Annotated in this window: 16 protein-coding genes and 1 tRNA gene; 7 read left to right on the top strand and 10 right to left on the bottom strand. The window is 66.5% G+C overall.

The features are described from left to right. Nucleotides 1–22: 22 nt before the first annotated feature. Entirely contained in the window at nt 23–1,117 is a 1,095-nt protein-coding gene (locus tag B9Y97_RS02525) for a polyamine ABC transporter substrate-binding protein (protein WP_139828381.1), read from the bottom strand. Between the two features lie 164 nt (nt 1,118–1,281). Between B9Y97_RS02525 and B9Y97_RS02520 the strand changes: the two genes are divergently transcribed. The 5 genes from B9Y97_RS02520 (at nt 1,282) to B9Y97_RS02500 (ending at nt 9,303) form a co-directional block, all read left to right on the top strand. Continuing rightward, nucleotides 1,282–1,941 (top strand): GntR family transcriptional regulator, encoded by a 660-nt coding sequence (locus tag B9Y97_RS02520; RefSeq protein WP_139828207.1) that lies wholly within the window; start codon nt 1,282–1,284, stop codon nt 1,939–1,941. Nucleotides 1,942–2,019: 78 nt separating this feature from the next. After that, nucleotides 2,020–3,417: an aspartate aminotransferase family protein gene (locus B9Y97_RS02515; RefSeq protein ID WP_085525277.1), complete on the top strand. Its 1,398-nt coding sequence runs from the start codon at nt 2,020–2,022 to the stop codon at nt 3,415–3,417. Between the two features lie 162 nt (nt 3,418–3,579). Continuing rightward, entirely contained in the window at nt 3,580–4,890 is a 1,311-nt protein-coding gene (locus B9Y97_RS02510; protein ID WP_085525276.1) for an NAD(P)/FAD-dependent oxidoreductase, read from the top strand. A gap of 81 nt (nt 4,891–4,971) precedes the next feature. Then, on the top strand, nt 4,972–8,556 hold the full coding sequence (locus B9Y97_RS02505) for a hydantoinase B/oxoprolinase family protein (protein WP_085525275.1): 3,585 nt from the start codon (nt 4,972–4,974) through the stop codon (nt 8,554–8,556). Between the two features lie 93 nt (nt 8,557–8,649). Beyond that, entirely contained in the window at nt 8,650–9,303 is a 654-nt protein-coding gene (locus B9Y97_RS02500) for a GntR family transcriptional regulator (protein ID WP_085528059.1), read from the top strand. Here the strand turns inward: B9Y97_RS02500 and B9Y97_RS02495 are convergent. Beyond that, nucleotides 9,266–11,371: a glycosyltransferase gene (locus tag B9Y97_RS02495; RefSeq protein ID WP_085525274.1), complete on the bottom strand. Its 2,106-nt coding sequence runs from the start codon at nt 11,369–11,371 to the stop codon at nt 9,266–9,268. The genes B9Y97_RS02500 and B9Y97_RS02495 overlap by 38 nt on opposite strands. 90 nt (nt 11,372–11,461) lie before the next feature. Further along, nucleotides 11,462–12,631, bottom strand: a complete 1,170-nt coding sequence (carA, locus tag B9Y97_RS02490; RefSeq protein WP_085525273.1) for a glutamine-hydrolyzing carbamoyl-phosphate synthase small subunit — start codon at nt 12,629–12,631, stop codon at nt 11,462–11,464. Nucleotides 12,632–12,781: 150 nt separating this feature from the next. Here carA and B9Y97_RS02485 point away from each other — a divergent pair, with 150 nt between their 5' ends. Next, complete coding sequence (locus B9Y97_RS02485) at nt 12,782–13,240, top strand: GatB/YqeY domain-containing protein (protein WP_085525272.1); 459 nt, start codon at nt 12,782–12,784, stop codon at nt 13,238–13,240. A 52-nt stretch (nt 13,241–13,292) separates the two neighbouring features. Here B9Y97_RS02485 and B9Y97_RS02480 read toward each other — a convergent pair whose 3' ends face one another. The 4 genes from B9Y97_RS02480 to lipB all read right to left on the bottom strand — a co-directional run bounded on the left by B9Y97_RS02480 (nt 13,293) and on the right by lipB (nt 17,035). Next, nucleotides 13,293–13,838 carry a DUF2244 domain-containing protein gene (locus B9Y97_RS02480; protein WP_085528058.1) on the bottom strand — a complete coding sequence of 182 codons (546 nt, stop codon included), beginning with the start codon at nt 13,836–13,838 and terminating at the stop codon, nt 13,293–13,295. A 67-nt stretch (nt 13,839–13,905) separates the two neighbouring features. Continuing rightward, nucleotides 13,906–15,564 (bottom strand): cytochrome c oxidase subunit I, encoded by a 1,659-nt coding sequence (locus B9Y97_RS02475; RefSeq protein WP_085525271.1) that lies wholly within the window; start codon nt 15,562–15,564, stop codon nt 13,906–13,908. Nucleotides 15,565–15,750: 186 nt separating this feature from the next. Continuing rightward, a complete protein-coding gene (locus B9Y97_RS02470; protein WP_085525270.1) occupies nt 15,751–16,173 on the bottom strand; it encodes a c-type cytochrome in 423 nt (140 codons plus the stop codon). 169 nt (nt 16,174–16,342) lie between these two features. Further along, nucleotides 16,343–17,035, bottom strand: a complete 693-nt coding sequence (gene lipB, locus B9Y97_RS02465; protein ID WP_085525269.1) for a lipoyl(octanoyl) transferase LipB — start codon at nt 17,033–17,035, stop codon at nt 16,343–16,345. A 114-nt stretch (nt 17,036–17,149) separates the two neighbouring features. On the opposite strand from lipB, the gene B9Y97_RS02460 reads away from it, so the two are divergent. After that, nucleotides 17,150–17,236: transfer RNA gene (locus B9Y97_RS02460), tRNA-Leu, on the top strand. Between the two features lie 60 nt (nt 17,237–17,296). Here the strand turns inward: B9Y97_RS02460 and B9Y97_RS02455 are convergent. From B9Y97_RS02455 to paaZ, 3 genes are all read right to left on the bottom strand, one after another. Then, nucleotides 17,297–17,731 carry a Flp family type IVb pilin gene (locus B9Y97_RS02455; protein WP_139828206.1) on the bottom strand — a complete coding sequence of 145 codons (435 nt, stop codon included), beginning with the start codon at nt 17,729–17,731 and terminating at the stop codon, nt 17,297–17,299. Between the two features lie 179 nt (nt 17,732–17,910). Beyond that, nucleotides 17,911–18,738, bottom strand: a complete 828-nt coding sequence (locus B9Y97_RS02450) for a PaaX family transcriptional regulator C-terminal domain-containing protein (protein WP_085525267.1) — start codon at nt 18,736–18,738, stop codon at nt 17,911–17,913. Beyond that, nucleotides 18,738–20,765 (bottom strand): phenylacetic acid degradation bifunctional protein PaaZ, encoded by a 2,028-nt coding sequence (gene paaZ / locus B9Y97_RS02445; RefSeq protein ID WP_085525266.1) that lies wholly within the window; start codon nt 20,763–20,765, stop codon nt 18,738–18,740. The genes B9Y97_RS02450 and paaZ overlap by 1 nt, the downstream gene beginning before the upstream one ends.

The following is a 20,765-nucleotide window of genomic DNA, read 5'->3' as shown; positions in this document are numbered from 1 at the left end:
TGCGCGGGGGCCGGATCGGGCGTCAGGTGCCCGACTTGATCTTGGTCCAGAGACGGGTGACCACCCGCTGCACCTGCGCGTCGTAAGGCGTGGTGGTGAACAGGTTCTCCAGCGTGTCCTCGTCGGGGTAGATCGCCGGATCGCCGATCACGTCTTCCACGAGGAACTCCTGGCTCGCGAGGTTGCCGTTGGCGTAGTAGACGTAGTTCGAGGCTGCCGCCATGTTCTCGGCGTCCATGATGAAGTTCAGGAAGGTGTGTGCCGCGTCGGGGTTTGGCGCATCGACCGGGATCGCCATCTGGTCGAACCACATCTGCGCACCCTCGACCGGCGCGTTGTAGACGATCTCGTTGCCGTTGTCGGCCTCTGCCGCACGATCGCGCGCCTGCAGGATGTCGCCTGACCAGCCCACTGCCACGCAGACGTCGCCGTTGGCCAGCGCCTCGATGTATTCCGAAGAATGGAACTTCGAGATGTAGGGGCGCACTGCGGCAAAGACATCTTCGGCCTTGGCGATCACGTCGGGGTCGTGGCTGTTGGGGTCTTCGCCGATGTATTTCAGCGCCATCGGGATCATCTCGGCCGGCGCGTCAAGGAACATCACGCCGCAGGCGGCGAGCTTTTCCATGTTGTCCGGGTTCAACACCAGTTCGAGCGAGTTGATCGGTGCGTCGTCACCGAGGATCTCGGTCACCTTGCCGACGTTCGCGCCGATCCCGGTGGTGCCCCACATGTAGTTGATCGAGTATTCGTTGCCCGGGTCGTATTGTTCGGTGCGCGACGCGACCACGTCCCACATGTTGTCGAGGTTGGGCAGCTTCGACGGGTCGAGTTTCTGGAACGCGCCCGCGGCGATCTGGCGTTGCAGGAAGGTGCCCGACGGCACCACCACGTCATAGCCGGAGCCGCCGGCGAGCATCTTGGTTTCCAGCACCTCGTTGGAATCGAACACGTCGTAGATGAGGGTGATCCCGGTTTCTTCCTCGAACTCGGTGAGCAGATCTTCGTCGATGTAGTCGGACCAGTTGTAGACCCGCACCTCCTGGGCCAGCGCGCTGCCGGCGGTGAGAGCGAGCGCGGAGGCAAGCAGGGTCGCGGTTGTCTTGCGGTTGATCATCATGTCTTTCTCCCGTTGGTCGGGCGCATGGCCCATCTTGAGTTTTGATCAAAACTAACCTGCCCGGCGGATATGGTCAAATCTTCCGTGCCGGGCTACTCTACGTATCAAGATTATCCGCTTGCGAGGCGAGCGCAATGAACTTCACAGGAAAGGCGGGACCAGTGCGGGAAACAACTGCGAAACTGCCCGACCACGAACGCGCCCACCGGGGCCTGCGCCGGATGGTGCTCTACGGCGAACTCGCGCCGGGCCAGCCGGTCACGATCCAGGGGCTGGTGGAGGCGCTCGGCCTCGGGATGACGCCGGTGCGCGAGGCGATCCGCCGCCTCACCAGCCAAGGCGCGCTGGTGTTCAAGGACAACCGGCGCGTTCAGGTGCCGCAGATGAGCCTGCAGGAATACGGCGAGCTTGCCTTTGCCCGGCTCGCGGTGGAGCCGGAACTCGCGCGCCGGGCCGTTGAAAACATGAGCGATGAGCATGTCTTGCAGCTCGCGGCGCTGGATCACGCGGTTGATCGCGCGATCGAGCGCGGCGATGTGCGCGGCTACCTTGAAAACAACCACCGCTTTCACGCCGAGCTTTATGTGCTCTCGGGCGCGGAGGTTTTGCTGGCGATTTCCGAGATGCTCTGGCTGCGCTCGGGGCCGTCACTTCGGATCATGCTCGGCCGTCACGGCACCGCCAACCTCCCCGACAAGCACCAGGAGGCGCTGGCCGCGATGCGCGCGCGGGATGCCGAGGGCGTGGCGCAGGCGATCCGGGAAGATATCGAGCAGGGAATCGCCCAGGTCGAGCGCGGCCTCGGCCCGAACGGAGATTGATCAAATGCCCGGTCCTTGCGTTGACAGCCCAACTTTTGATCATATTGTGAAGCGCGATTGCGCCCCAAGGAGTCCCCGATGAACAAGATCACGAATCACATGCCGACCGCCGAGCTTCAGGCGCTCGACGCGGCCCACCACATGCACCCTTTCACCGCCAACCACGAGCTTGCCGAAAAAGGGGTTCGGGTGATCACCCGCGCCACCGGCGTGCGGCTGACCGACAGCGAGGGCAACGAGATCCTCGACGCGATGGCGGGGCTGTGGTGTGTGAACATCGGCTACGGGCGGGACGAACTGGCCGAGGCGGCCTACCGGCAGATGAAGGAGCTGCCCTATTACAACACTTTCTTCATGTCGACGCATGTGCCCGCGATCGCGCTGGCCGACAAGCTCGCCGAACTGGCACCGGGCGATCTCAACCACGTCTTCTTCGCCTCCGGCGGCTCCGAGGCGAACGACACCAACATCCGCCTCGTGCGGCGCTACTGGGACTTGCTGGGCAAGCCCGGGAAGAAGGTCATCATCAGCCGCAAGAACGCCTATCACGGCACCTCGGTGGGCTCGGCCTCGCTTGGCGGCATGCAGGGGATGCACGCCCAAGGCGGCTTGCCGATCCCCGACGTGGTGCACATCAACCAGCCGAACTGGTACCTCGAAGGCGGCGAGATGAGCCCCGAGGACTTCGGCATCGCCCGCGCCCGCGAGCTGGAAGCGAAGATCGACGAGTTGGGCGAAGACCGCGTTGCCGCCTTCATCGCCGAACCGATCCAGGGCGCGGGCGGGGTGATCGTGCCGCCCGACAGCTACTGGCCCGAAGTCAGCCGGATCTGCGCCGAACGCGATATCCTGCTCATTGTCGACGAGGTGATCACCGGGTTTGGCCGCACGGCGAACTGGTTCGGCAGCCAGACCTACGATCTCAAGCCCGACATCATGACCATCGCCAAGGGGCTCTCGTCGGGCTACGCGCCGATCGGTGGGTCGCTGGTGTCGGACAAGGTGGCCGACGTGATCGGGCGCGAGGAATTCACCCACGGCTACACCTATTCCGGCCACCCTGTGGCCGCGGCCGTGGCGCTCGAGAACCTGCGCATCATGGAGGAGGAAAACATTGTCGATCACGTCCGCGACGAGGCCGCGCCCTACCTCGCCGAGAAATGGCATCAACTCGCCGATCACCCCTTCGTGGGTGAGACCAAGATCGTCGGGATGATGGCCTCGCTGGCGCTGACCGCCGACAAGTCGGTGCGCAAGCCCTTCGAGGCGTCGCCGGGCACGGTGGGCTACATGGTGCGCGAGCGCTGCTTCGCCAACAACCTGATCATGCGCCACGTCGGCGACCGGATGGTGGTGTCGCCGCCGCTGGTGATGACGAAATCCGACATCGACGATCTGTTTGAACGCGCGGTGAAATCGCTCGACGAGGGTTATGCCAACGTCAAGGCGGCGGGTCTGCTGAAGACCGCCGGGTAACGCCCGGGGCGCGCCCGGTCCGCTGGCGGATCGGGCAAAGAGACAAGGGTGGGGGGCGCTGCCCCCGCGCCCGATCCGCTTGAGGATCGGGCCAAGAGACAAGGGTGGGGGGCGCTGCCCCCCACACCCCCCGGAGTATTTTTGCCAAGAAAAAGGGGCAAGATGGCGCGGCTCGACATTCTCACCGCCAATGATCGACCGGGCGAATACCCGTCGTCCTATTATGCGGCGACGGCGAAGGCGCTTGAGCCTTTCCCGCGTGCCGAGGGCGAGATCACCTGCGACGTGGCGGTGATCGGGGGCGGCTACACGGGGCTTTCGGCGGCGCTGCATCTGGCCGAGGCCGGGCTCGACGTGGTGGTGCTTGAGGCGCACCGGGTCGGCTTTGGCGCCTCGGGCCGCAACGGCGGGCAGGTGCATCCGGGCCAGCGCGTCGACCAGGACGGGCTGGAGCGGATGGTGGGGCGCGAGATGGCGCGTGATCTGTGGGATCTGGCGGTCGAGAGCGTCGATCTCACCGTCGGACTGGCCGAAAAGCACGCCCCCGAGGCGGGCTATGTGCCGGGGCTGATCCATGCCGATCACAAGGCCCGCTTCGTGCGCCACTCGCACGATTATGCCGAAAAGCTCGCGCGCGATTATGGCTATGATCTCATTCGCCCGCTGGACCGGGACGAGATCCGCGAGAAGGTGGGCTCGGAGACCTATTTCGGCGGGGTGATCGACAGCGGCGGCGGGCACCTGCACCCGCTCAACTACGCGCTTGGGCTGGCGCGCGCGGCGCGCGACGCGGGCGCGCGAATTTTCGAGAATTCCCGGGTAGACTGGGTGGCGGAGACCGATCCGGTGCGCCTTGGGGCGAACGGCGCGAAGATCACCGCGCGCCACCTGCTCTGGGCCGCCAACGGTTATCTTGGCCACATCGACCGGCGGATCGCCGCGAAGGTGATGCCGATCAACAATTTCATCCTCGCGACCGAACCGCTCGACGATACCATGGTGCAAAGCCTGATCCCCGGCAACGAGGCGGTTGCGGATTCGAAGTTCGTGATCAACTATTTCCGCCTGTCGCAGGATCGCCGGATGCTGTTCGGCGGCGGCGAGAGTTATGGCTACCGCTTTCCCGCCGATATCGCCGCCAAGGCACGAAAGCCGATGCTGGAGATCTTCCCGCAGCTCGCCGCCGCGCGGATCGACCATGCCTGGGGTGGCACGCTGGGGATCACGGTGAACCGGATGCCGCATTTCGAGCGCATCGCCGGCAATATCCTCACCGCCGGGGGCTATTCCGGCCATGGCGTGGCGATGGCGACGCTGGGTGGCAAGCTCGCGGCGGAGGCGATCATCGGCCAGGCCGGGCGGTTTGACCTGATGGCGCGGGTGCCCACGCACAAGTTCCCCGGCGGCGTGGCGCTGCGCACGCCGCTGCTGGTGCTGGCGATGGTCTGGTTCTCCTTGCGCGACCGGCTTTGAGCGCCCGCCGCGGGGCAGGCGCCGGCTTGACACCGCCTGTGCGCTGTCGAAGCTAGGCGGTTCACGGGAGCGGAGGCAGGCATGGCCGGGCAGTGGGAATTCTGGATCGACCGGGGCGGCACCTTCACCGACGTGGTGGCGCGGCGGCCCGACGGGGCGATCGAGACACTGAAGCTTCTGTCGGAGAACCCCGCGCATTATGCCGATGCCGCCGTCGAGGGCATTCGCCGCTGCCTGCGGCTGGCGCCCGGTGTGCCGATCCCCGATGGTGCGATCCGGGCGGTGAAGATGGGCACCACGGTGGCCACCAACGCGCTCCTCGAACGCAAGGGCGAGCGCACGCTTCTTGTGATCACAAAGGGCTTCGGTGATCTCCTGCGCATCGGCTACCAGGCCCGGCCGCGGCTGTTCGATCTCGCGATCCGGCGCCCTGACCTGCTTTATGAAGCGGCGGTGGAGGCGGATGAGCGGCTCGACGCCGAGGGCGGCTTGCTTGCCCGGCTCGACGAGGCGGCGCTCGGGCGTGCGCTGGAGGCGGCCCGGGCGGAGGGCATCGACGCGGTGGCGATCGCCTTTCTGCACGGCCATGTGAACCCGGCCCACGAGATCCGCGCGGCGGAGCTTGCGCGGGCGGCGGGGTTCTCGCAGGTGAGCACCAGCCACGAGGTTTCCCGGCTGGCCAAGCTGGTGAGCCGGGGCGATACCACGGTGGTCGATGCCTATCTCTCGCCGATCCTGCGCCGCTACGTTGCCCGGGTGGAGGCGGCGCTCGATCTCGGGCGGGCCACGCAGGGGCTCTATTTCATGCAGTCGAACGGCGGGCTGACCGATGCGCATCGTTTTCAGGGCAAGGACGCGATCCTGTCGGGGCCTGCGGGCGGGATCGTCGGCATGGTGCGCACCGCCGAGGCGGCCGGGTTCGACCGGCTGATCGGTTTCGACATGGGCGGCACCTCGACGGATGTGAGCCATTACGCCGGGGCCTTTGAGCGCAGTTTCGAGACCGAGGTGGCGGGCGTGCGGATGCGCGCGCCGATGATGGATATTCACACCATCGCCGCCGGGGGCGGGTCGATCCTGAGCTTCCGCGATGGCCGTTTCCAGGTCGGCCCCGAGAGCGCCGGGGCCGATCCGGGGCCTGCGTCCTACCGCAATGGTGGCCCGCTCACGGTGACCGATTGCAACGTGATGTTGGGGCGGCTCCAGCCGGAGCACTTCCCGGCGGTTTTCGGCCCCGGGGCAGATGCGCCGCTCGACGCGGAGGCGGTGCGTGCCGGTTTCGCGGCAATGGCACGCGAGATCGCCACGGCCACGGGACAGCCCGAGATGGCGCCCGAGGCGGTGGCGGAAGGGTTCCTGCGCATCGCCGTCGACAACATGGCTGCCGCGATCAAGAAGATCAGCGTCGAGCGCGGCCATGACGTGACCGGCTACACCCTGCAATGTTTCGGTGGCGCCGGCGGGCAGCATGCGGCCCGGGTGGCCGATGCGCTGGGGATGGAGCGGGTGTTTCTGCACCCGCATGCGGGCGTGCTCTCGGCCTATGGCATGGGACTTGCCGATATCCGCGCCTTGCGCGAGGCGCAGTTCGACGCGCCGCTGTCCGATGCACCTGCCGCAGGTGCGCGGCTCGACGCGCTGGCGGCAGAGGCCGAGGCGGAGGTGCGCGCGCAGGGGGTGAGTTCGGTGCGGCTCGTGCGACGGGTCTTCCTGCGCTACGAGGGCTCGCACCAGCCGCTCGACGTGGAATTCGGATCTGTCGAGGCGATGCGGCAAGACTTCGAGGACGCGCACCGGGCGCGCTTCGGCTTCGCCTCGCCCGAGCGGCGCGTGGTGTTCGAGATGCTGGCGGTGGAGGCCGTGGGCGCGACCGGTGCCGACGCCGAAGGACAGGCCCCCGAGGGCGATGGCGCAGCGGTGGCGCATGTGCGCGCCTGGTTCGGCGGCTGGTGCGAGGTGCCGCTCTACGACCGGGCGCGGTTGGGCGCGGGCGCGCAGGTGACGGGCCCGGCGATCGTCTCGGAGGCCACCGGCACCAACGTGGTGGACCCGGGCTGGCGCGCGCGGGTGGATGCACGCGGCAATCTCGTGATGGAACGCGCGGCACCGATCGACCGCGCGCAGGCGGCGGGCACCGAGGCCGACCCGGTCTTGCTCGAGGTGTTCAACAACCTCTTCATGTCGGTGGCCGACCAGATGGGCGCGACTCTGGCCAACACGTCGTGGAGCGTCAACATCAAGGAAAGGCTCGATTTTTCCTGCGCGATTTTCGATGCACGGGGCGATCTCGTGGCCAATGCGCCGCATGTGCCGGTGCATCTGGGCTCGATGGCCGAGAGCATCCGCACGGTGATGCGCGAGACCGAGGGCAAGGTGAAACCGGGCGACGCCTATATGCTCAACTCGCCCTACAACGGCGGCACGCACCTGCCGGATGTGACCGTGGTGACGCCGGTTTTTGTTGAGGACGAGATCGCCTTCTGGCTCGGCTCGCGCGGGCATCACGCCGATATCGGCGGGCGCACGCCGGGGTCCGGTCCGCCGGACTCGAAGCGGATCGAGGAGGAGGGCGTGCTGATCGACAACGTCCAGCTTGTCGATCAGGGCCGCTTCCTTGAAGATGAGGCGCGCGCGGTGCTTGCCTCGGGGCGCTGGCCCGCGCGCCAGCCCGACCAGAACATCGCCGATCTGAAGGCACAGGTGGCGGCGAACGAGACCGGGCGGCGCGAATTGCTGGGCGTGGTGGCGCGCTACGGGCGCGACGTGGTGCGCGCCTACATGGGCCATGTGCAGGACAATGCCGAGGAAAGCGTGCGCCGGGTGATCGACCGGCTGTCGGACGGCGCGTTCCACCTGCCGCTCGACCATGGCGCGGAAATCCGCGTTTCGGTGCGGGTGGATCGGGCCGCGCGGCGGGCGACAGTCGATTTCACCGGAACGTCAGAACAGCACGAAGGCAACTATAATGCGCCGCTTTCGATCTCAAGAGCGGTCGTTCTTTATGTTTTTCGAACATTGGTGGGAAAGGAGATCCCGCTCAACGAGGGCTGCCTGAAACCTATCGAGATCATCGTGCCGGACGGCTCGATGCTCAACCCGGCACCGCCCGCCGCGGTGATCGCGGGCAATACCGAGGTGAGCCAGGCCCTGTGCAACGCGCTGATGGGCGCGCTCGGGGCGATGGCCGCGAGCCAGGGCACAATGAACAACTTCATCTGGGGCAACGATGCCTTCCAGAATTACGAAACCATCGGCGGCGGCAGTGGCGCGGGGCCGGGCTTTGCGGGGGCCGACGCGGTGCAGAGCCATATGACCAACACCCGGATGACCGACCCGGAAGTGCTTGAGAAGCGCTTCCCGGTGCGGCTGGAAGAGATGTCGATCCGCCGCGGCTCGGGTGGGGCGGGGCGGTTTCGCGGTGGCGACGGCATGGTGCGCCGGCTGCGCTTTCTCGAACCCGTCACCGTCACCACGCTTTCGCTGTCGCGCGTGGTGCCACCGTTCGGCGGGGCAGGAGGCGCGCCGGGGGCGCTGGGCGAGAACATCGCCGAATGGCCGGATGGACAGCGCGTGGTGCTCGCTGGCAATGCCGAGGTGAGCTTGCCTGCGGGCGGGGCGTTCGAGATCCGCACCCCCGGCGGTGGCGGTTGGGGCAATGTTTCGTGACCGGGCCTGGAAAGATTGCATACCGAAAATGGCCGCCACTTGAACATTGTGCCGGGGCGTGCATATTCGGTGCAATTGTATACGGAGGCATACGTGACCGACGCGAAATCCGCCCACAAGGACGCTTATTCCCTGATCCTCGATGCGATTGACGCGGGCCTCTACAAGCCCGGCGACCGGATGGTGGAAAGCGACCTGGCGGACAGGTTTGGCGTGTCGCGCACTCCGATCCGCGAGGCATTGCAACGGCTTGAGACGCAAAGCCTGCTCAGCCGCGACGGGCGCTCGCTGGTGGTCGCATCGCTCGATCACAACCAGCTTGCCGAGCTTTATGCCGTGCGCGCCGAGTTGGAAGGGCTGGCGGCGCGGCTGGCGGCACAACATGCCGCGCCCGAGGAGGTGCGTGTACTGCGCGAGATGGTCGAGGACGACCGCGCGCTGGTGAACGATCCCGGCGCGCTTGCCCGCGCCAACCGGCGGTTTCACAAGCAGATCCACCTCGCCAGCCACAACCGCTACCTCGTCCAGCAGCTCGATCTCGTGCACCGCACGATGGCCTTGCTCGCCACCACCTCGCTCGCGGTGGAAGGGCGCTCGCAAACCGCGATCGATGAGCACGACGCGATCGTGCGCGCGATCGAAACCCGCGACGGCGATGGTGCTGACGAGGCGCTGCGCATCCATATCAGCCGCGCCTTTGAAACCCGGCTCAGGCTCGATTCGACCGGAACGGAAACCCGCGCCTGACACGCCAGACCTCGCCCTCGCCGTGGTACTGGCCATGCTGGGTCTTGTCCCAGTAAAATGGCTTGGTGACCAGTTCGATCATCGCCTTCATCGCCGCCAGCGAGGCGAGCGGCCAGTAGACGTGCAGCGTCGGGACCCATTTCATCAGGTAGCGATGGTCGGGTCCGGAGACCGCGAGCACGCCGACGGCGATGGTGAGGATCTCGGAAAAGGCGAAGACCCCGGCCAGCACCCAGAACATCGGGGCGGGCATCACGTCGACCAGCGGATGCGGCAAGCCCAGCGGCAAGGCCCAGAAGCTCCACAGCACCGGGGCGAGCAGGAATTGGCTGAGCGAGCCCAGAAACAGAAGCTGCACACCGATGAACTTGCGCAGCCCCACCTCCGCCAGCAGTTTGCGCGGGCGGCGCATGTGGACCGCCCATGTCATCGCGTAACCCTTGATCCAGCGCGATCGTTGCTTGATCCAGGGCCAGGGCCGGCAGTTGGCCTCCTCGCGCGTCACCGTGTCGATCAACTCGGTGCTGTAGCCGTGGCGGGCGAGGCGGATGCCGAGATCGGCATCTTCGGTGACGTTGTGCGCATCCCAGCCGCCAAGCTCTTCCAGCGCTGTGCGGCGAAAGAACAGGGTGGTGCCGCCGAGCGGCACGGCAAAGCCCATCCGCTCCAGCCCCGGCAGAACGATGCGGAACCAGGTGGCATATTCCACCGTGAAAGCGCGGGCGAGCCAGTTGGCACGAGGGTTGTAGAAATCCAGCACGCCTTGCAGGCAGGCCACCGACGGGCCGCGCTCGGCGAAGCGGCGGACGACCTTGTGGATCTGTCCCGGCTCCGGCGCATCCTCTGCGTCGTAGACCCCGATGACCGAGCCGCGGCAGAAATCGAGCGCGAAGTTGAGGGCGCGCGGCTTGGTGCGCACGGCACCGCGCGGCACGGTGATCTGGCGCATCCAGCGCGGCAGATCGGACTGCGCCAGGGTGTCTTGCGTGGTGGTATCGTCCTCCTCGACCACGAGGCAGATATCGAGCAGCTCGCGCGGATAGTCGATCGCGGCGAGGCGCTTCACCAGCCGCCCGGCGATCTCGCGCTCCTTGAACAGCGGCACCATGATCGAGACGATCGGCAGGCGCAGGAATCCGGGGCCGCCGGGGATCTGCGACGGGGCGCGGTCCACCCGGCCGCGGTGCCGCAGATGGTGGATCGCGGCGGCGAGCTTGAGCCCGGTGTTGGCGACGAGCGTCGATACCGCCCAGGCCACCAGCAGGGCAAAGCCCGAGAGTGGCGAGACGAGGAACACCGCGGTGAGAGTTGCGAGCAGGGCGGCGGCATAGCGCCAGATCGGGCCGCTCCTCCAGGTGCGGCAGCTTTCGTGTTCTGCCACGCGGGTTTCGGCGCGCCCGGTGAGGGCGCGGTGGCGTGCGGCCACGAGGGCGGTCTGGATGTCCTCCTCGGGTGCCACCGCAAGCCGCACCCGGCCGAAGGTTCCGGGCAGGGTCGGGGCGAGGCGGGCGAATTCATCGGGGCGCGAACAGATGATCACGGTGGCCCCGCCGGCGCGTTTCCACGGAACGATTCCGTTGCGGATGCAGAAATCGGCACCCAGCGCGTCAATCAGCCGTGGGTCGGGCGGTTCGCGGCGCAGATCGGCGACGACGGTTCCGTATTGCTCGGCCAGGGCGTCAAACAGCGCCCCGGGAGAGACCATGCCCTGAGCCAGAAGGATATCGCCGAATCGGGCGTCCTCGCGCGCCTGCAGGGCGAGCGCGCGGGCGAGGTCTTCAGGGCTGAGCGCACCGCGTTCGAGCAGCACTTGCCCGAGAAGACGCCGCCGGGGAAGGGCTTGGTCCGGCACGCTGGCGTGGCCGGGGAGCAGGTGCAGGTTCCCGCGCGGGGCAACGAGACGGGGCGGGGGGGCGCGAAAGATGCTGTAGGTCGCGCGCGCCGGGGCGGGGAAAGCGATCACGCCATCGCCCTGCGCCGATGCCGGGCGCACCCCGCGCGCGGCACCCCCCGCACCTGACACGGTGAGGAAGCGGGGAAGCGAAACCTGTTTGAGCGCGACGGTCATGGCCCTGCCTGAGCTGATGCTGCCGGCAGGATGCGCGCGCCGGGTTAACGGCAGGTTAACGGATACTTACCAAAGCCCGGCGAAATGGCGCTACTTGCGCGCCGCCATCGCTTCGGCGAAACGCTCGAACAGGTAATAGCTGTCCATTGGCCCCGGGCTGGCCTCGGGGTGGTATTGCACCGAGAACACCGGGCGGTCTTTCATCGCGATGCCACAGTTGGAGCCGTCGAACAGCGAGACGTGGGTTTCCGTCACACCGTCGGGCAGAGATTGGCTGTCGACGGTGAAGCCGTGGTTCATCGAGGTGATCTCGACCTTGCCGGTGGTTTTGTCCTTCACCGGGTGGTTGGCCCCATGGTGGCCGTGGTTCATCTTCACGGTCTTGGCACCCAGCGCCAGCGCCAGCATCTGGTGGCCAAGGCAGATGCCGAACACTGGCAGATCGGTGCTGTCGAGGATCTCGCGGATCATCGGCACCGCGTATTCGCCCGTGGCCGCGGGATCGCCGGGGCCGTTGGACAGGAAGATCCCGTCGGGCCCGAGTGCCTTGACCTCTTCGGCGGTTGCGGTGGCGGGCAGAACCGTTACGTCGCAGCCCGACGAGGCCAGCGAGCGCAGGATGTTGCGCTTGGCGCCGTAGTCGATCGCGACGACCTTGTGGATGGGGTTTTGCTGCTTCGTAAAGCCATCCGGCCAAGCCCAGCGCATCTCGTCCCAGCGGTAGGACTGGCGGCAGGTGACGTCCTTCGCGAGATCGAGCCCGACGAGGCCGGGAAAGGCGCGCGCCTTGGCGACCAGGGCCTCGATATCGAAATTGCCCTCCGGGTCATGCGCCAGCGCGACATGCGGGCTGCCCTGCTGGCGGATCGCCCGGGTGAGGCGGCGGGTGTCGACGCCGCCGATGCCGATCCGGCCGCGTTTGCCAAGCCAGTCGGTGAGCCGCTCGGCGGCGCGCCAGTTCGAGGGTTCGGTCGGGTCCCACTTCACAACCATGCCCGAGGCCACGGGATCGGCCGCCTCGTCGTCCTCCGGGTTCACCCCGACGTTGCCGATATGGGGGAAGGTGAAGGTGACGACCTGGCCGGCATAGGACGGATCGGTCATGATTTCCTGGTAGCCGGTCATCGCGGTGTTGAAACACAGCTCGGCGGTGGTGTCGCCGGTGGCACCGAAGCCTGCGCCGTAGAAGATCGTGCCATCGGCAAGCGCGAGGCAGGCGGTGGGTTTGCGGGTCCGGGATGTGGGCGCGGCAGCAGGCATGGCGGTTCCCCTCTGGCCAAATCGTTGCTTTCCTACGGGCGGGCGCGAGCGGGGTCAAGCACCGGGGGTGCAATCGGCGCGGCTTGTCTTGCCTGTTCTGAGCAGGTAAGAGCAGGGCTTTGCAACCGCAACACCCGGGGCCAGAGACCGATGGACATGCGCAGCCGCCTCAACGAGGCTCTCAAGACCGCGATGAAGGAGAAGGACGCCGCGCGCCTCTCCACGCTCAGGCTGATCAATGCCGCGATCAAGGATCGCGATATCGCTCTCCGGGGCGAGGGCGAAGAGACCGAGGTTTCCGACGACGACATCCTTGCCATCCTCGGCAAGATGGTGAAGCAGCGACAGGAAAGTGCGCGCGCCTACGAGGAAGGCGGGCGGCTGGAATTGGCCGAGAAGGAACTGGCCGAGATCAAGGTGATCGAGGAGTTCCTGCCGAAACCGCTCAGTGCGGACGAGACCGAGGCCGCGATCACGGCGGCGATCGCCGAAGTCGATGCCAGCTCGATTCGCGACATGGGCAAGGTCATGGCCGTGCTCAAGGGCAAGTTCACCGGGCGGATGGATTTTGGCAAGGTCGGCCCGGCGATCAAGGCGCGCCTGAGCTGAGACCGGGCCAACGCGGGGCCGCGCGACTTGCCGCGCGGCCCTGACGCCGCGCCTAGCCCTCGCGGCGCGACTTTGTCAGCACCAGCGCGCGTTCGATCTCTGCGAAAAGCGCCGGGCGTTCGTCTTCCGACAGGAACGACCCGATCTCGACCTCGCGCCCGCCGCCCTTGAGGGTGATGTAGTCGGGCACCGGTCCACCCGACTTGTGCAACTGCGCCGTCACCCAGAACGGGTTGGCCTCCCATTCCGCGTGACGGCCATGCGGGCCGTGGCGGGTGAGGTGCAGGTGGTCGGGCCAGATTTCCAGTTCTTCGAGAATCTCTCCGTCGCGGTAGCTCTTGCCGATGAACCACCACAGCCCACCGATGGCGATCAGACCCGGAACGAGCAGCCACCAGACCGCCAATGTGCCGACAAAGGCCGAGATCGGGATCAGGAAAAGCACGTAAGCCATGCCGACGACAAAGGCGAAACCGCGCTTGGGCAGGGACCGGAACGGCCAGGCATGCAGCACCGCGATCGGGGCTGCGCCCTCGGCGTGGCCGGGGGCATCGGGCGCGGGCGGGGTGGTCAGGGCTTTATCCCATTCATAGGGCATGGCGGGCTCCATAAAAAAGGCCCGGGGGGAAAACCCCGGGCCTCTCGGTGTGTTCAGCCGTCAGCCCTCAGTGGGCTTGCGACTTGTCCCAGTCTTCCTGCTTGGGGAGCGTCTCGAAGGTGTGCTCCGGCGGCGGGGAGGGCAGGGTCCATTCCAGCGTGTCGGCGTATTCGTTCCAGTAGTTGTTCTCGGTCACCCGACGGCCGGCAAAAAGCGTGTAGAACACGATGCCGATGAACAGGATGAACGAGGCGAACGACAGGAGCGCGCCGTAGGACGAGACCTTGTTCCAGTAGGCGAAGGCCTCCGGGTAGTCGATGTAGCGGCGCGGCATGCCCTGACGCCCGAGGAAGTGCTGCGGGAAGAAGGTCAGGTTGACGCCGATGAAGAACATCCAGAAGTGCAGCTTGCCAGCCCATTCCGGGTATTGCCGGCCCGACATCTTGCCGATCCAGAAGTAGATCCCGGCGAAGATGGTGAAGGCGGCCCCCATCGACATCGTGTAGTGGAAGTGGGCGACCACGTAGTAGGTATCGTGATAGAGCCGGTCGACGCCCGCCTGGCTGAGCACCACGCCGGTGACGCCGCCGACGGTGAACAGGATCAGGAAGCCGAAGCCGAAGAGCATCGGGGTCTTGAACTCGATCGAGCCGCCCCACATCGTCGCGATCCACGAGAAGATCTTGATGCCGGTCGGCACCGCGATCACCATCGTGGCCAGCATGAAATAGCTCTGCTGGGTGAGGCTCATGCCGACCGTGTACATGTGGTGCGCCCAGACCACGAAGCCGATCGCGCCAATGGCGATCAGCGCCCAGACCATCGGCAGGTAGCCGAAGATCGGTTTGCGCGCGAAGGTGGCGAACACGTGGCTGATCAGGCCGAAGCCGGGCAGGATCACGATATAGACTTCCGGGTGGCCGAAGAACCACAGGATGTGCTGGTAGAGCACCGGGTCGCCGCCGCCGGAAGGATCGAAGAAGGTGGTGCCGAAGTTGCGATCCATCAGCAGCATGGTGATGGCCCCGGCGAGCACCGGCAGCGCCAGAAGGATGAGCCAGGCGGTGACGAAGATCGACCAGGCAAAGAGCGGCACCTTGAACAGGGTCATGCCCGGTGCGCGCATGTTGAGGAAGGTGGTGATCATGTTGATCGCGCCGAGGATCGAGCTTGCGCCGGAGACGTGGACGGCGAAGATCGCAAGGTCCATCGAATAGCCCTGCTCGGTGGTCGAAAGCGGCGGGTAGAGCACCCAGCCTACGCCTGACCCGGCCTGCCCGTTACCACCTGGCGCGAGCAGCGAGGCGACACCGAGCGAGGTGCCGGCAACGTAGAGCCAGAACGACAGGTTGTTCATCCGCGGGAAGGCCATGTCGGGCGCGCCGATCTGGAGCGGCATGAAGTAGTTGCCGAAACCGCCGAACAGCGCCGGGATGACCACGAAGAACATCATCAGGACGCCGTGGTAGGTGATCATCACGTTCCACAGGTGCCCGTTCGGGGTGCAGGGATCGGCCATGAGCCCTTCGAGGCACATGTATTGCACGCCCGGGTCCATCAGCTCGAGGCGCATGAACACGGTGAAGGCCACCGAGATCAGGCCCACGAAGCCCGAGGTGAACAGGTAGAGGATACCGATGTCCTTGTGGTTGGTGGACATGAACCAGCGGGTGAAGAACCCGCGATTGTCGTGGTGCTCCTGCCCGTGGATGGCTGCATCGGCCATGGACGTCTCCCTTTGCTTAAGGCTGCCTGCGGCCCGAGGTCGCAAGCAGGTTTTGGAATTTGTTTAAAGGGGGAATCGGGCTGGGGCAAGTTGTCACAGCGACAATCTGCACAAAAAAACCCCGCCCGGGGAAACCGCGGGCGGGGCTCGTTCCGGCGGGAGCCGGGCTTTTTCTTCGGCGTCTGCCTATTCGGCGCCGAACTGGGCGAGGTAGGCGGCCACGTCGGCCGGCTCTTTCAGGCGCTGCGGGGTCATCGCGGTGCGCACCTTGTCGAGCCCGAGTTTTTCTTCGAGGAACTCCGATGCATTGGGCGTGTAGGCAGCGACCTCCTCGACGGTCCATGCGAAGCCTTCTTCGCCAAGCTGCTGGATTTCATCCGAGTAACGCTTGAAGTCTTCTTGCGTGCCGGCGGTGCGTCCGACGACGCCCCAGAGGTTGGGGCCGGTCTTGCCGCCCTTGACGATCGTCTCGCCGTCGGGGGCAACGATGGCATGACATGCCTTGCACTTGCCGAAATCCTTTTCGCCCTGCTCGACGTCGCCCTCGGCGAAAGCAGCGGTGCCCGACAGCGCGAGCAGGGTGGCGGCGGTGGAGAGAATGGTCTTCATGTTGGTCCTCATCGAGTTGCTACGGGTTTGGTCGCAGGTTTCTGGGCGCGCGGCGGCGTTAATCATCTTCTTGGCGCAGGATTGCGTGACGTTGCCCGATACTTGGGTGTTTTTGGAATGATTCTCAAGCGGCGTCCTGTCGCATCGTCGTGATCAAGCTGCGCGCCGCTCAGCCGCCTTGCATCTCGGCAGGGGCGAAAACCTCGCCAAAACAGCGCTCCAACGCAAGATCGAGGTCGGCCATGGTGACCGGCAGGCCAAGATCGACAAGCGAGGTCACGCCATGTTGACGGATGCCGCAGGGCACGATTCCGCTGAAATGCTCCAACTCCGGGTCGACGTTGATCGAAAGCCCGTGAAAGCTCACCCAGCGCCTGAGCCGCACGCCGATCGCGGCGATCTTGTCCTCGGCAGGCATGCCGTCGGGGCCGGGCGGGCGCTCGGGGCGGCTGACCCAGACGCCAACGCGACCGGGCCGGATCTCGCCCTTGACGTTGAATTCGGCCAGGGCGGCGATCACCCAATCCTCAAGCGTCTTCACGAAGGCGCGCACGTCGCGGCCGCGTTTGCCGACATCGAGCATGACGTAGACCACGCGCTGGCCGGGTCCGTGGTAGGTGTATTGCCCGCCGCGCTTGCTGGCGTAGACCGGGAATCGGTCGGGGGCGATCAGGTCGTCGGGGTTGGCCGATGTGCCCGCGGTGTAGAGCGGCGGGTGCTCGACCAGCCAGATCAGCTCACCCGCCTCGCCGCGCGCGATCGCTTCGGCGCGCGCCTCCATGAAGGCCACGGCATCGTCGTAATCGGTCAGGCCCGGGGCAATGCGCCACTCGGGCCGGGAGAGGGTCGGGGCATCGGTCATGGTGCCAGATTGCACCGCCCGCGGCCGGTGTCAAATCCCCGGTCAATTCGGCAAATTCCCTCTTGGCTTCCCGCTGGAGGGGCGCTAAACACCCCTCCACCAAGCCAAGACAGTGCGGTCGTGGCGGAATTGGTAGACGCGCAGCGTTGAGGTCGCTGTGGGGTAACTCCCGTGGAAGTTCGAGTCTTCTCGACCGCACCATCTTGCCCTCCCCAGACAATGGGATCGGCGCGATAACCGGCCCGAGGCGGGGGCGACGGACTACTCCGAGCGCCCCTTCTTGCCGTTGCCCCAACCCCCCTTGCCGTTCGGGTTTTCTCCGGCCTTGCCGACGTTCTTGTCGTTGCCGGGGTTGCCGTAGCCCTTGCCATCCGACCCCGAGCCGTTGCCGTTGCCGTTGCTGTCGCCGGACCCCGGGTCGCTGTCTTGCGAACCGGCATCGTCGCTCCCGGAATTTCCGCTCGACCCGCCGCCACCATCGGCGGCCTCAACCGATCCGGCGGTGCTGTAGCTTTGCTCGATCTCGGCGATGATGCTTTCGTAGGACGTCCGCTCGTTGATGCGGTCGGTGATGGTCATCGTGGCCTGTGCGATGTCGCTGACAATGGTCAGGGCCATGGTGGCAACGCCGCCCAGGAAGACTACGTAATCCACGGTAACCGCGCCACTTTCGTCGTCGATGAAATTCCTGAGCATGCCGCGATCCACTTTCCGTCCTTGTTCGGTCGCCCCAAGGTAGAGGCGGACCGCGGCGGCGATATGAACAGTTGTTGACGAATTTTAGGCGAAAGTTTGTGCCTGTTTCCGTGGGTGGGCGGCTCAAGACGCAAGGCCGCGCCGGTTCGGGCGCGGGCCTCCATGCCGGTGCCCGCGGCTCAGGAGCGCGAAGGTGCCTCGTCGAGCCGGGCCGACCGGATCTCCGCGCCAATGCTTTCGATCGCGGGTTGACCGAGGCGATCGAGCAGGCGCAACACCTGAGCCCGGGCGCGCGGCCCGGCCCAGTTTTCGGGAAAGAAGACATCGGGCAGGTCCGGGTGGCGCAGCACCAGTCGACGCCAGCCGTGCACCACCAGAACCCGAAGCGCGGCGCGATCGAGCGCCGCGATCTCGCCGCAAGGCAGGGCCTTGGCGGCACCCGCGAGGGTTTCGGCAAAATCGCGGTAAGCGGCGGCAAGCTCGGGTGGCATGATCTCGTCGCGCAGCCATTCGGGCAGGTGCACGGGTTCCCCCTCGAAGGCAAACATCCCATCCGCATCGGCGGGCGCGGGGCCGGGGCCAAGCCAGGCACCGGGCGCAAGGCAAAGGTATCCCGCCGCGGCCTGCACACCCTCGCGTTCGAGCCGTGCCGCGGGGTCCATCGGCCCGGCCAGGAGCAGGTGCCAGCGCGAAGGGTTGGGCGGCCCGGCGGCATAGATCCGCGCGGTGGCCCGCTCCGACTCGGCGCGCCCGGCGTCGGTCAGCCCGTAGTGCGAAACCCGGCCCTCGCGGCGGGAAGCGAGCCAGTCGTCCTTGCGCAGCCGGTGCAGCGCGACCCGCATCGCCTCGGGCTTGATCCCGATCCGGGCGGTGATCGCCGAGAGCACGGGGCCGGGTATTTCGGCCCCCGGCGCGCGGGCAAGATCGCCGAAGATCGTCACGATCAGCGACCACGTGCGCAGTTCGGCATCCTGTGCCAGCGCCGATATCGCGGCTTCGGCGCTCATCAATAGGCGTTCATGGTGAGCAACTCGTATTCCGCCACCATGTCGTCGTCCTGGTTCATCAGCGTGACGTGCCAGCGCACCTCGCCATACTCGGCGGTGCGGCGGGTTTTCTGCTTCACCGTGAGGCGCACACGCAGGCTGTCGCCCGGCACCACGGGCTTGAGGAAGCGCAAGGCGTCGAGCCCGGTATTGGCCAGCACCGGCCCCGGATCGGGCTGCACGAAGAGCCCGGCGGCGAAGGCGAGCAGCAGGTAGCCATGCGCCACCCGGCCGGGGAAGAACGGGTTGGCGGCGGCAGCTTCCTCGTTCATGTGGGCATAGAAGGTGTCGCCGGTGAAATGCGCGAAGTGCTCGATATCGTCGAGCGTGATCTCGCGCGCGGGCGTTCGGATCGTCTCGCCGATCTCCAACTCGTGAAAGCCGCGGGTGAAAGGATGCGCCGGGCCTTCGATCTCGGCCGCCCCCGGCACCCAGCGGTTGCCGATCGCGGTGATGAGGTCGGGCGAGCCCTGCACGGCGGTGCGTTGCATGTAGTGCAGAACGCCGCGCACGCCGCCCAGTTCCTCGCCGCCGCCGGCGCGCCCCGGTCCGCCGTGGATCATGTGCGGCATCGGTGCGCCGTGGCCGGTGGCTTCGGCCGCCGAGGCGGGGTTGTTGAAGTAGAGCCGGCCGTGGGTCGGCCCGGCATCCATCACCACCGCGCGGGCCACGTCGCCCGATTCGGTCACCACCGAGGCCACCAGCGAGCCCTCGCCGCGGTTGGCGAGCGCGATGGCGTGGGCGAGGTCGCGGTAGGGCATCACCGTCGAGACCGGGCCGAAGGCTTCGGTTTCATGCACCTTGGTGGCGGTGTCGGGGTTGGCACAGTGAAACAGCATCGGCGGCAGGAAGGCGCCGCGGTCGACATTGCCGTTGAGGGCGAAATCATCGGGATTGCCGAACACCCGCTCCGCTTCCTCGCCGATGATCGCGGCCTTGGCGAGCACGTCGGCCTTCTGGTCGGCCGAGACGAGCGCGCCCATGCGGGTGTCTTTCTCGCGCGGGTCGCCGATCACGGTCTTGGCGAGGCGGGCCGAAAGCGCCTCGATCACCGCCTCCTGGTGCGCCTCGGGTACGATGATGCGGCGGATGGCGGTGCATTTCTGCCCCGCTTTTGTCGTCATCTCGCGGTGGGCTTCCTTGATGAAGATATCGAAGGCGGGGGTGCCGGGGGCCACGTCGGGGCCAAGGATCGAGGCATTCAGGCTGTCCTGCTCGGCGACGAAACGCACGGCGTTCGCGAGGATGTTGGGCGTCGCGCGCAGCATGGTGCCGGTGGCCGCCGAGCCGGTGAAACTCACCACGTCCTGTCCGCCGAGCCGGTCGAGCAAATCGCCGGTGCCGCCGGCGATGAATTGCAGTGCGCCCTCGGGCAGAATGCCGCTCTCCAGCATCATTCGCACCGCAAGTTCCGTGACGTAAGCCGTGGCGGTGGCGGGCTTGACGATGGCGGGCACGCCGGCCAGCAGGGCCGGGGCGAGCTTTTCCAACATCCCCCAGACCGGGAAGTTGAAGGCGTTGATATGCAGCGCGACGCCCTGCAGCGGCACCGCCACGTGCTGACCCATGAAGCTGCCGGTCTTGCCGAAGCGTTCAAGATCGCCGTCGAGGTAGACATTGCCGTCGGGCATCTCGCGGCGGCCCTTCGAGGAAAACACGAAGAGCGTGCCGATGCCGCCGTCGATATCGAACTTGTGGTCGCCGAGCGTGGCACCGGTCTCGTAGGAAATCTCGTAAAGCGCCTCGCGGCGTTCGTTGAGATAGAGCGCGAGTTGCTTGAGCATCGCGGCGCGCTCGTGAAAACCCATGGCACGCAGGCTGGTGCCGCCTTTCGATCTGGCGAAATCCAGCATCCGGGCAAAGTCGAGCGTCGCGCCACCGGATTCCGCGATCAATTTCCCGTTCACCGCGCTGTGGATGGGCCGGGCACCGCTGCCCGGGGCAATCCAGTCTCCGGCGGCGTAGCTGTGCACTTTGAGTAGGGTCAT

Source organism: Maritimibacter sp. HL-12 (genome assembly GCF_900177545.1).
Classification (GTDB): Bacteria; Pseudomonadota; Alphaproteobacteria; order Rhodobacterales; family Rhodobacteraceae; genus Sinisalibacter.
The sequence above is the reverse complement of the archived record's forward strand: the minus strand, read 5'-3'. Positions and strand labels throughout refer to the sequence as shown.

What these genes read in the sequence shown, in the direction of transcription:
- B9Y97_RS02485 (WP_085525272.1), top strand. Translation starts at nt 12,782, where the DNA reads ATGGACATGCGCAGCCGCCTCAACGAGGCTCTCAAGACCGCGATGAAG.
- carA (WP_085525273.1), bottom strand. Translation starts at nt 12,631, where the DNA reads ATGCCTGCTGCCGCGCCCACATCCCGGACCCGCAAACCCACCGCCTGC.
- B9Y97_RS02470 (WP_085525270.1), bottom strand. Translation starts at nt 16,173, where the DNA reads ATGAAGACCATTCTCTCCACCGCCGCCACCCTGCTCGCGCTGTCGGGC.
- B9Y97_RS02505 (WP_085525275.1), top strand. Translation starts at nt 4,972, where the DNA reads ATGGCCGGGCAGTGGGAATTCTGGATCGACCGGGGCGGCACCTTCACC.
- B9Y97_RS02510 (WP_085525276.1), top strand. Translation starts at nt 3,580, where the DNA reads ATGGCGCGGCTCGACATTCTCACCGCCAATGATCGACCGGGCGAATAC.
- B9Y97_RS02455 (WP_139828206.1), bottom strand. Translation starts at nt 17,731, where the DNA reads ATGCTCAGGAATTTCATCGACGACGAAAGTGGCGCGGTTACCGTGGAT.
- B9Y97_RS02480 (WP_085528058.1), bottom strand. Translation starts at nt 13,838, where the DNA reads ATGCCCTATGAATGGGATAAAGCCCTGACCACCCCGCCCGCGCCCGAT.
- B9Y97_RS02515 (WP_085525277.1), top strand. Translation starts at nt 2,020, where the DNA reads ATGAACAAGATCACGAATCACATGCCGACCGCCGAGCTTCAGGCGCTC.
- paaZ (WP_085525266.1), bottom strand. Translation starts at nt 20,765, where the DNA reads ATGACCCTACTCAAAGTGCACAGCTACGCCGCCGGAGACTGGATTGCC.
- B9Y97_RS02450 (WP_085525267.1), bottom strand. Translation starts at nt 18,738, where the DNA reads ATGAGCGCCGAAGCCGCGATATCGGCGCTGGCACAGGATGCCGAACTG.
- B9Y97_RS02495 (WP_085525274.1), bottom strand. Translation starts at nt 11,371, where the DNA reads ATGACCGTCGCGCTCAAACAGGTTTCGCTTCCCCGCTTCCTCACCGTG.
- B9Y97_RS02475 (WP_085525271.1), bottom strand. Translation starts at nt 15,564, where the DNA reads ATGGCCGATGCAGCCATCCACGGGCAGGAGCACCACGACAATCGCGGG.
- lipB (WP_085525269.1), bottom strand. Translation starts at nt 17,035, where the DNA reads ATGACCGATGCCCCGACCCTCTCCCGGCCCGAGTGGCGCATTGCCCCG.
- B9Y97_RS02525 (WP_139828381.1), bottom strand. Translation starts at nt 1,117, where the DNA reads ATGATCAACCGCAAGACAACCGCGACCCTGCTTGCCTCCGCGCTCGCT.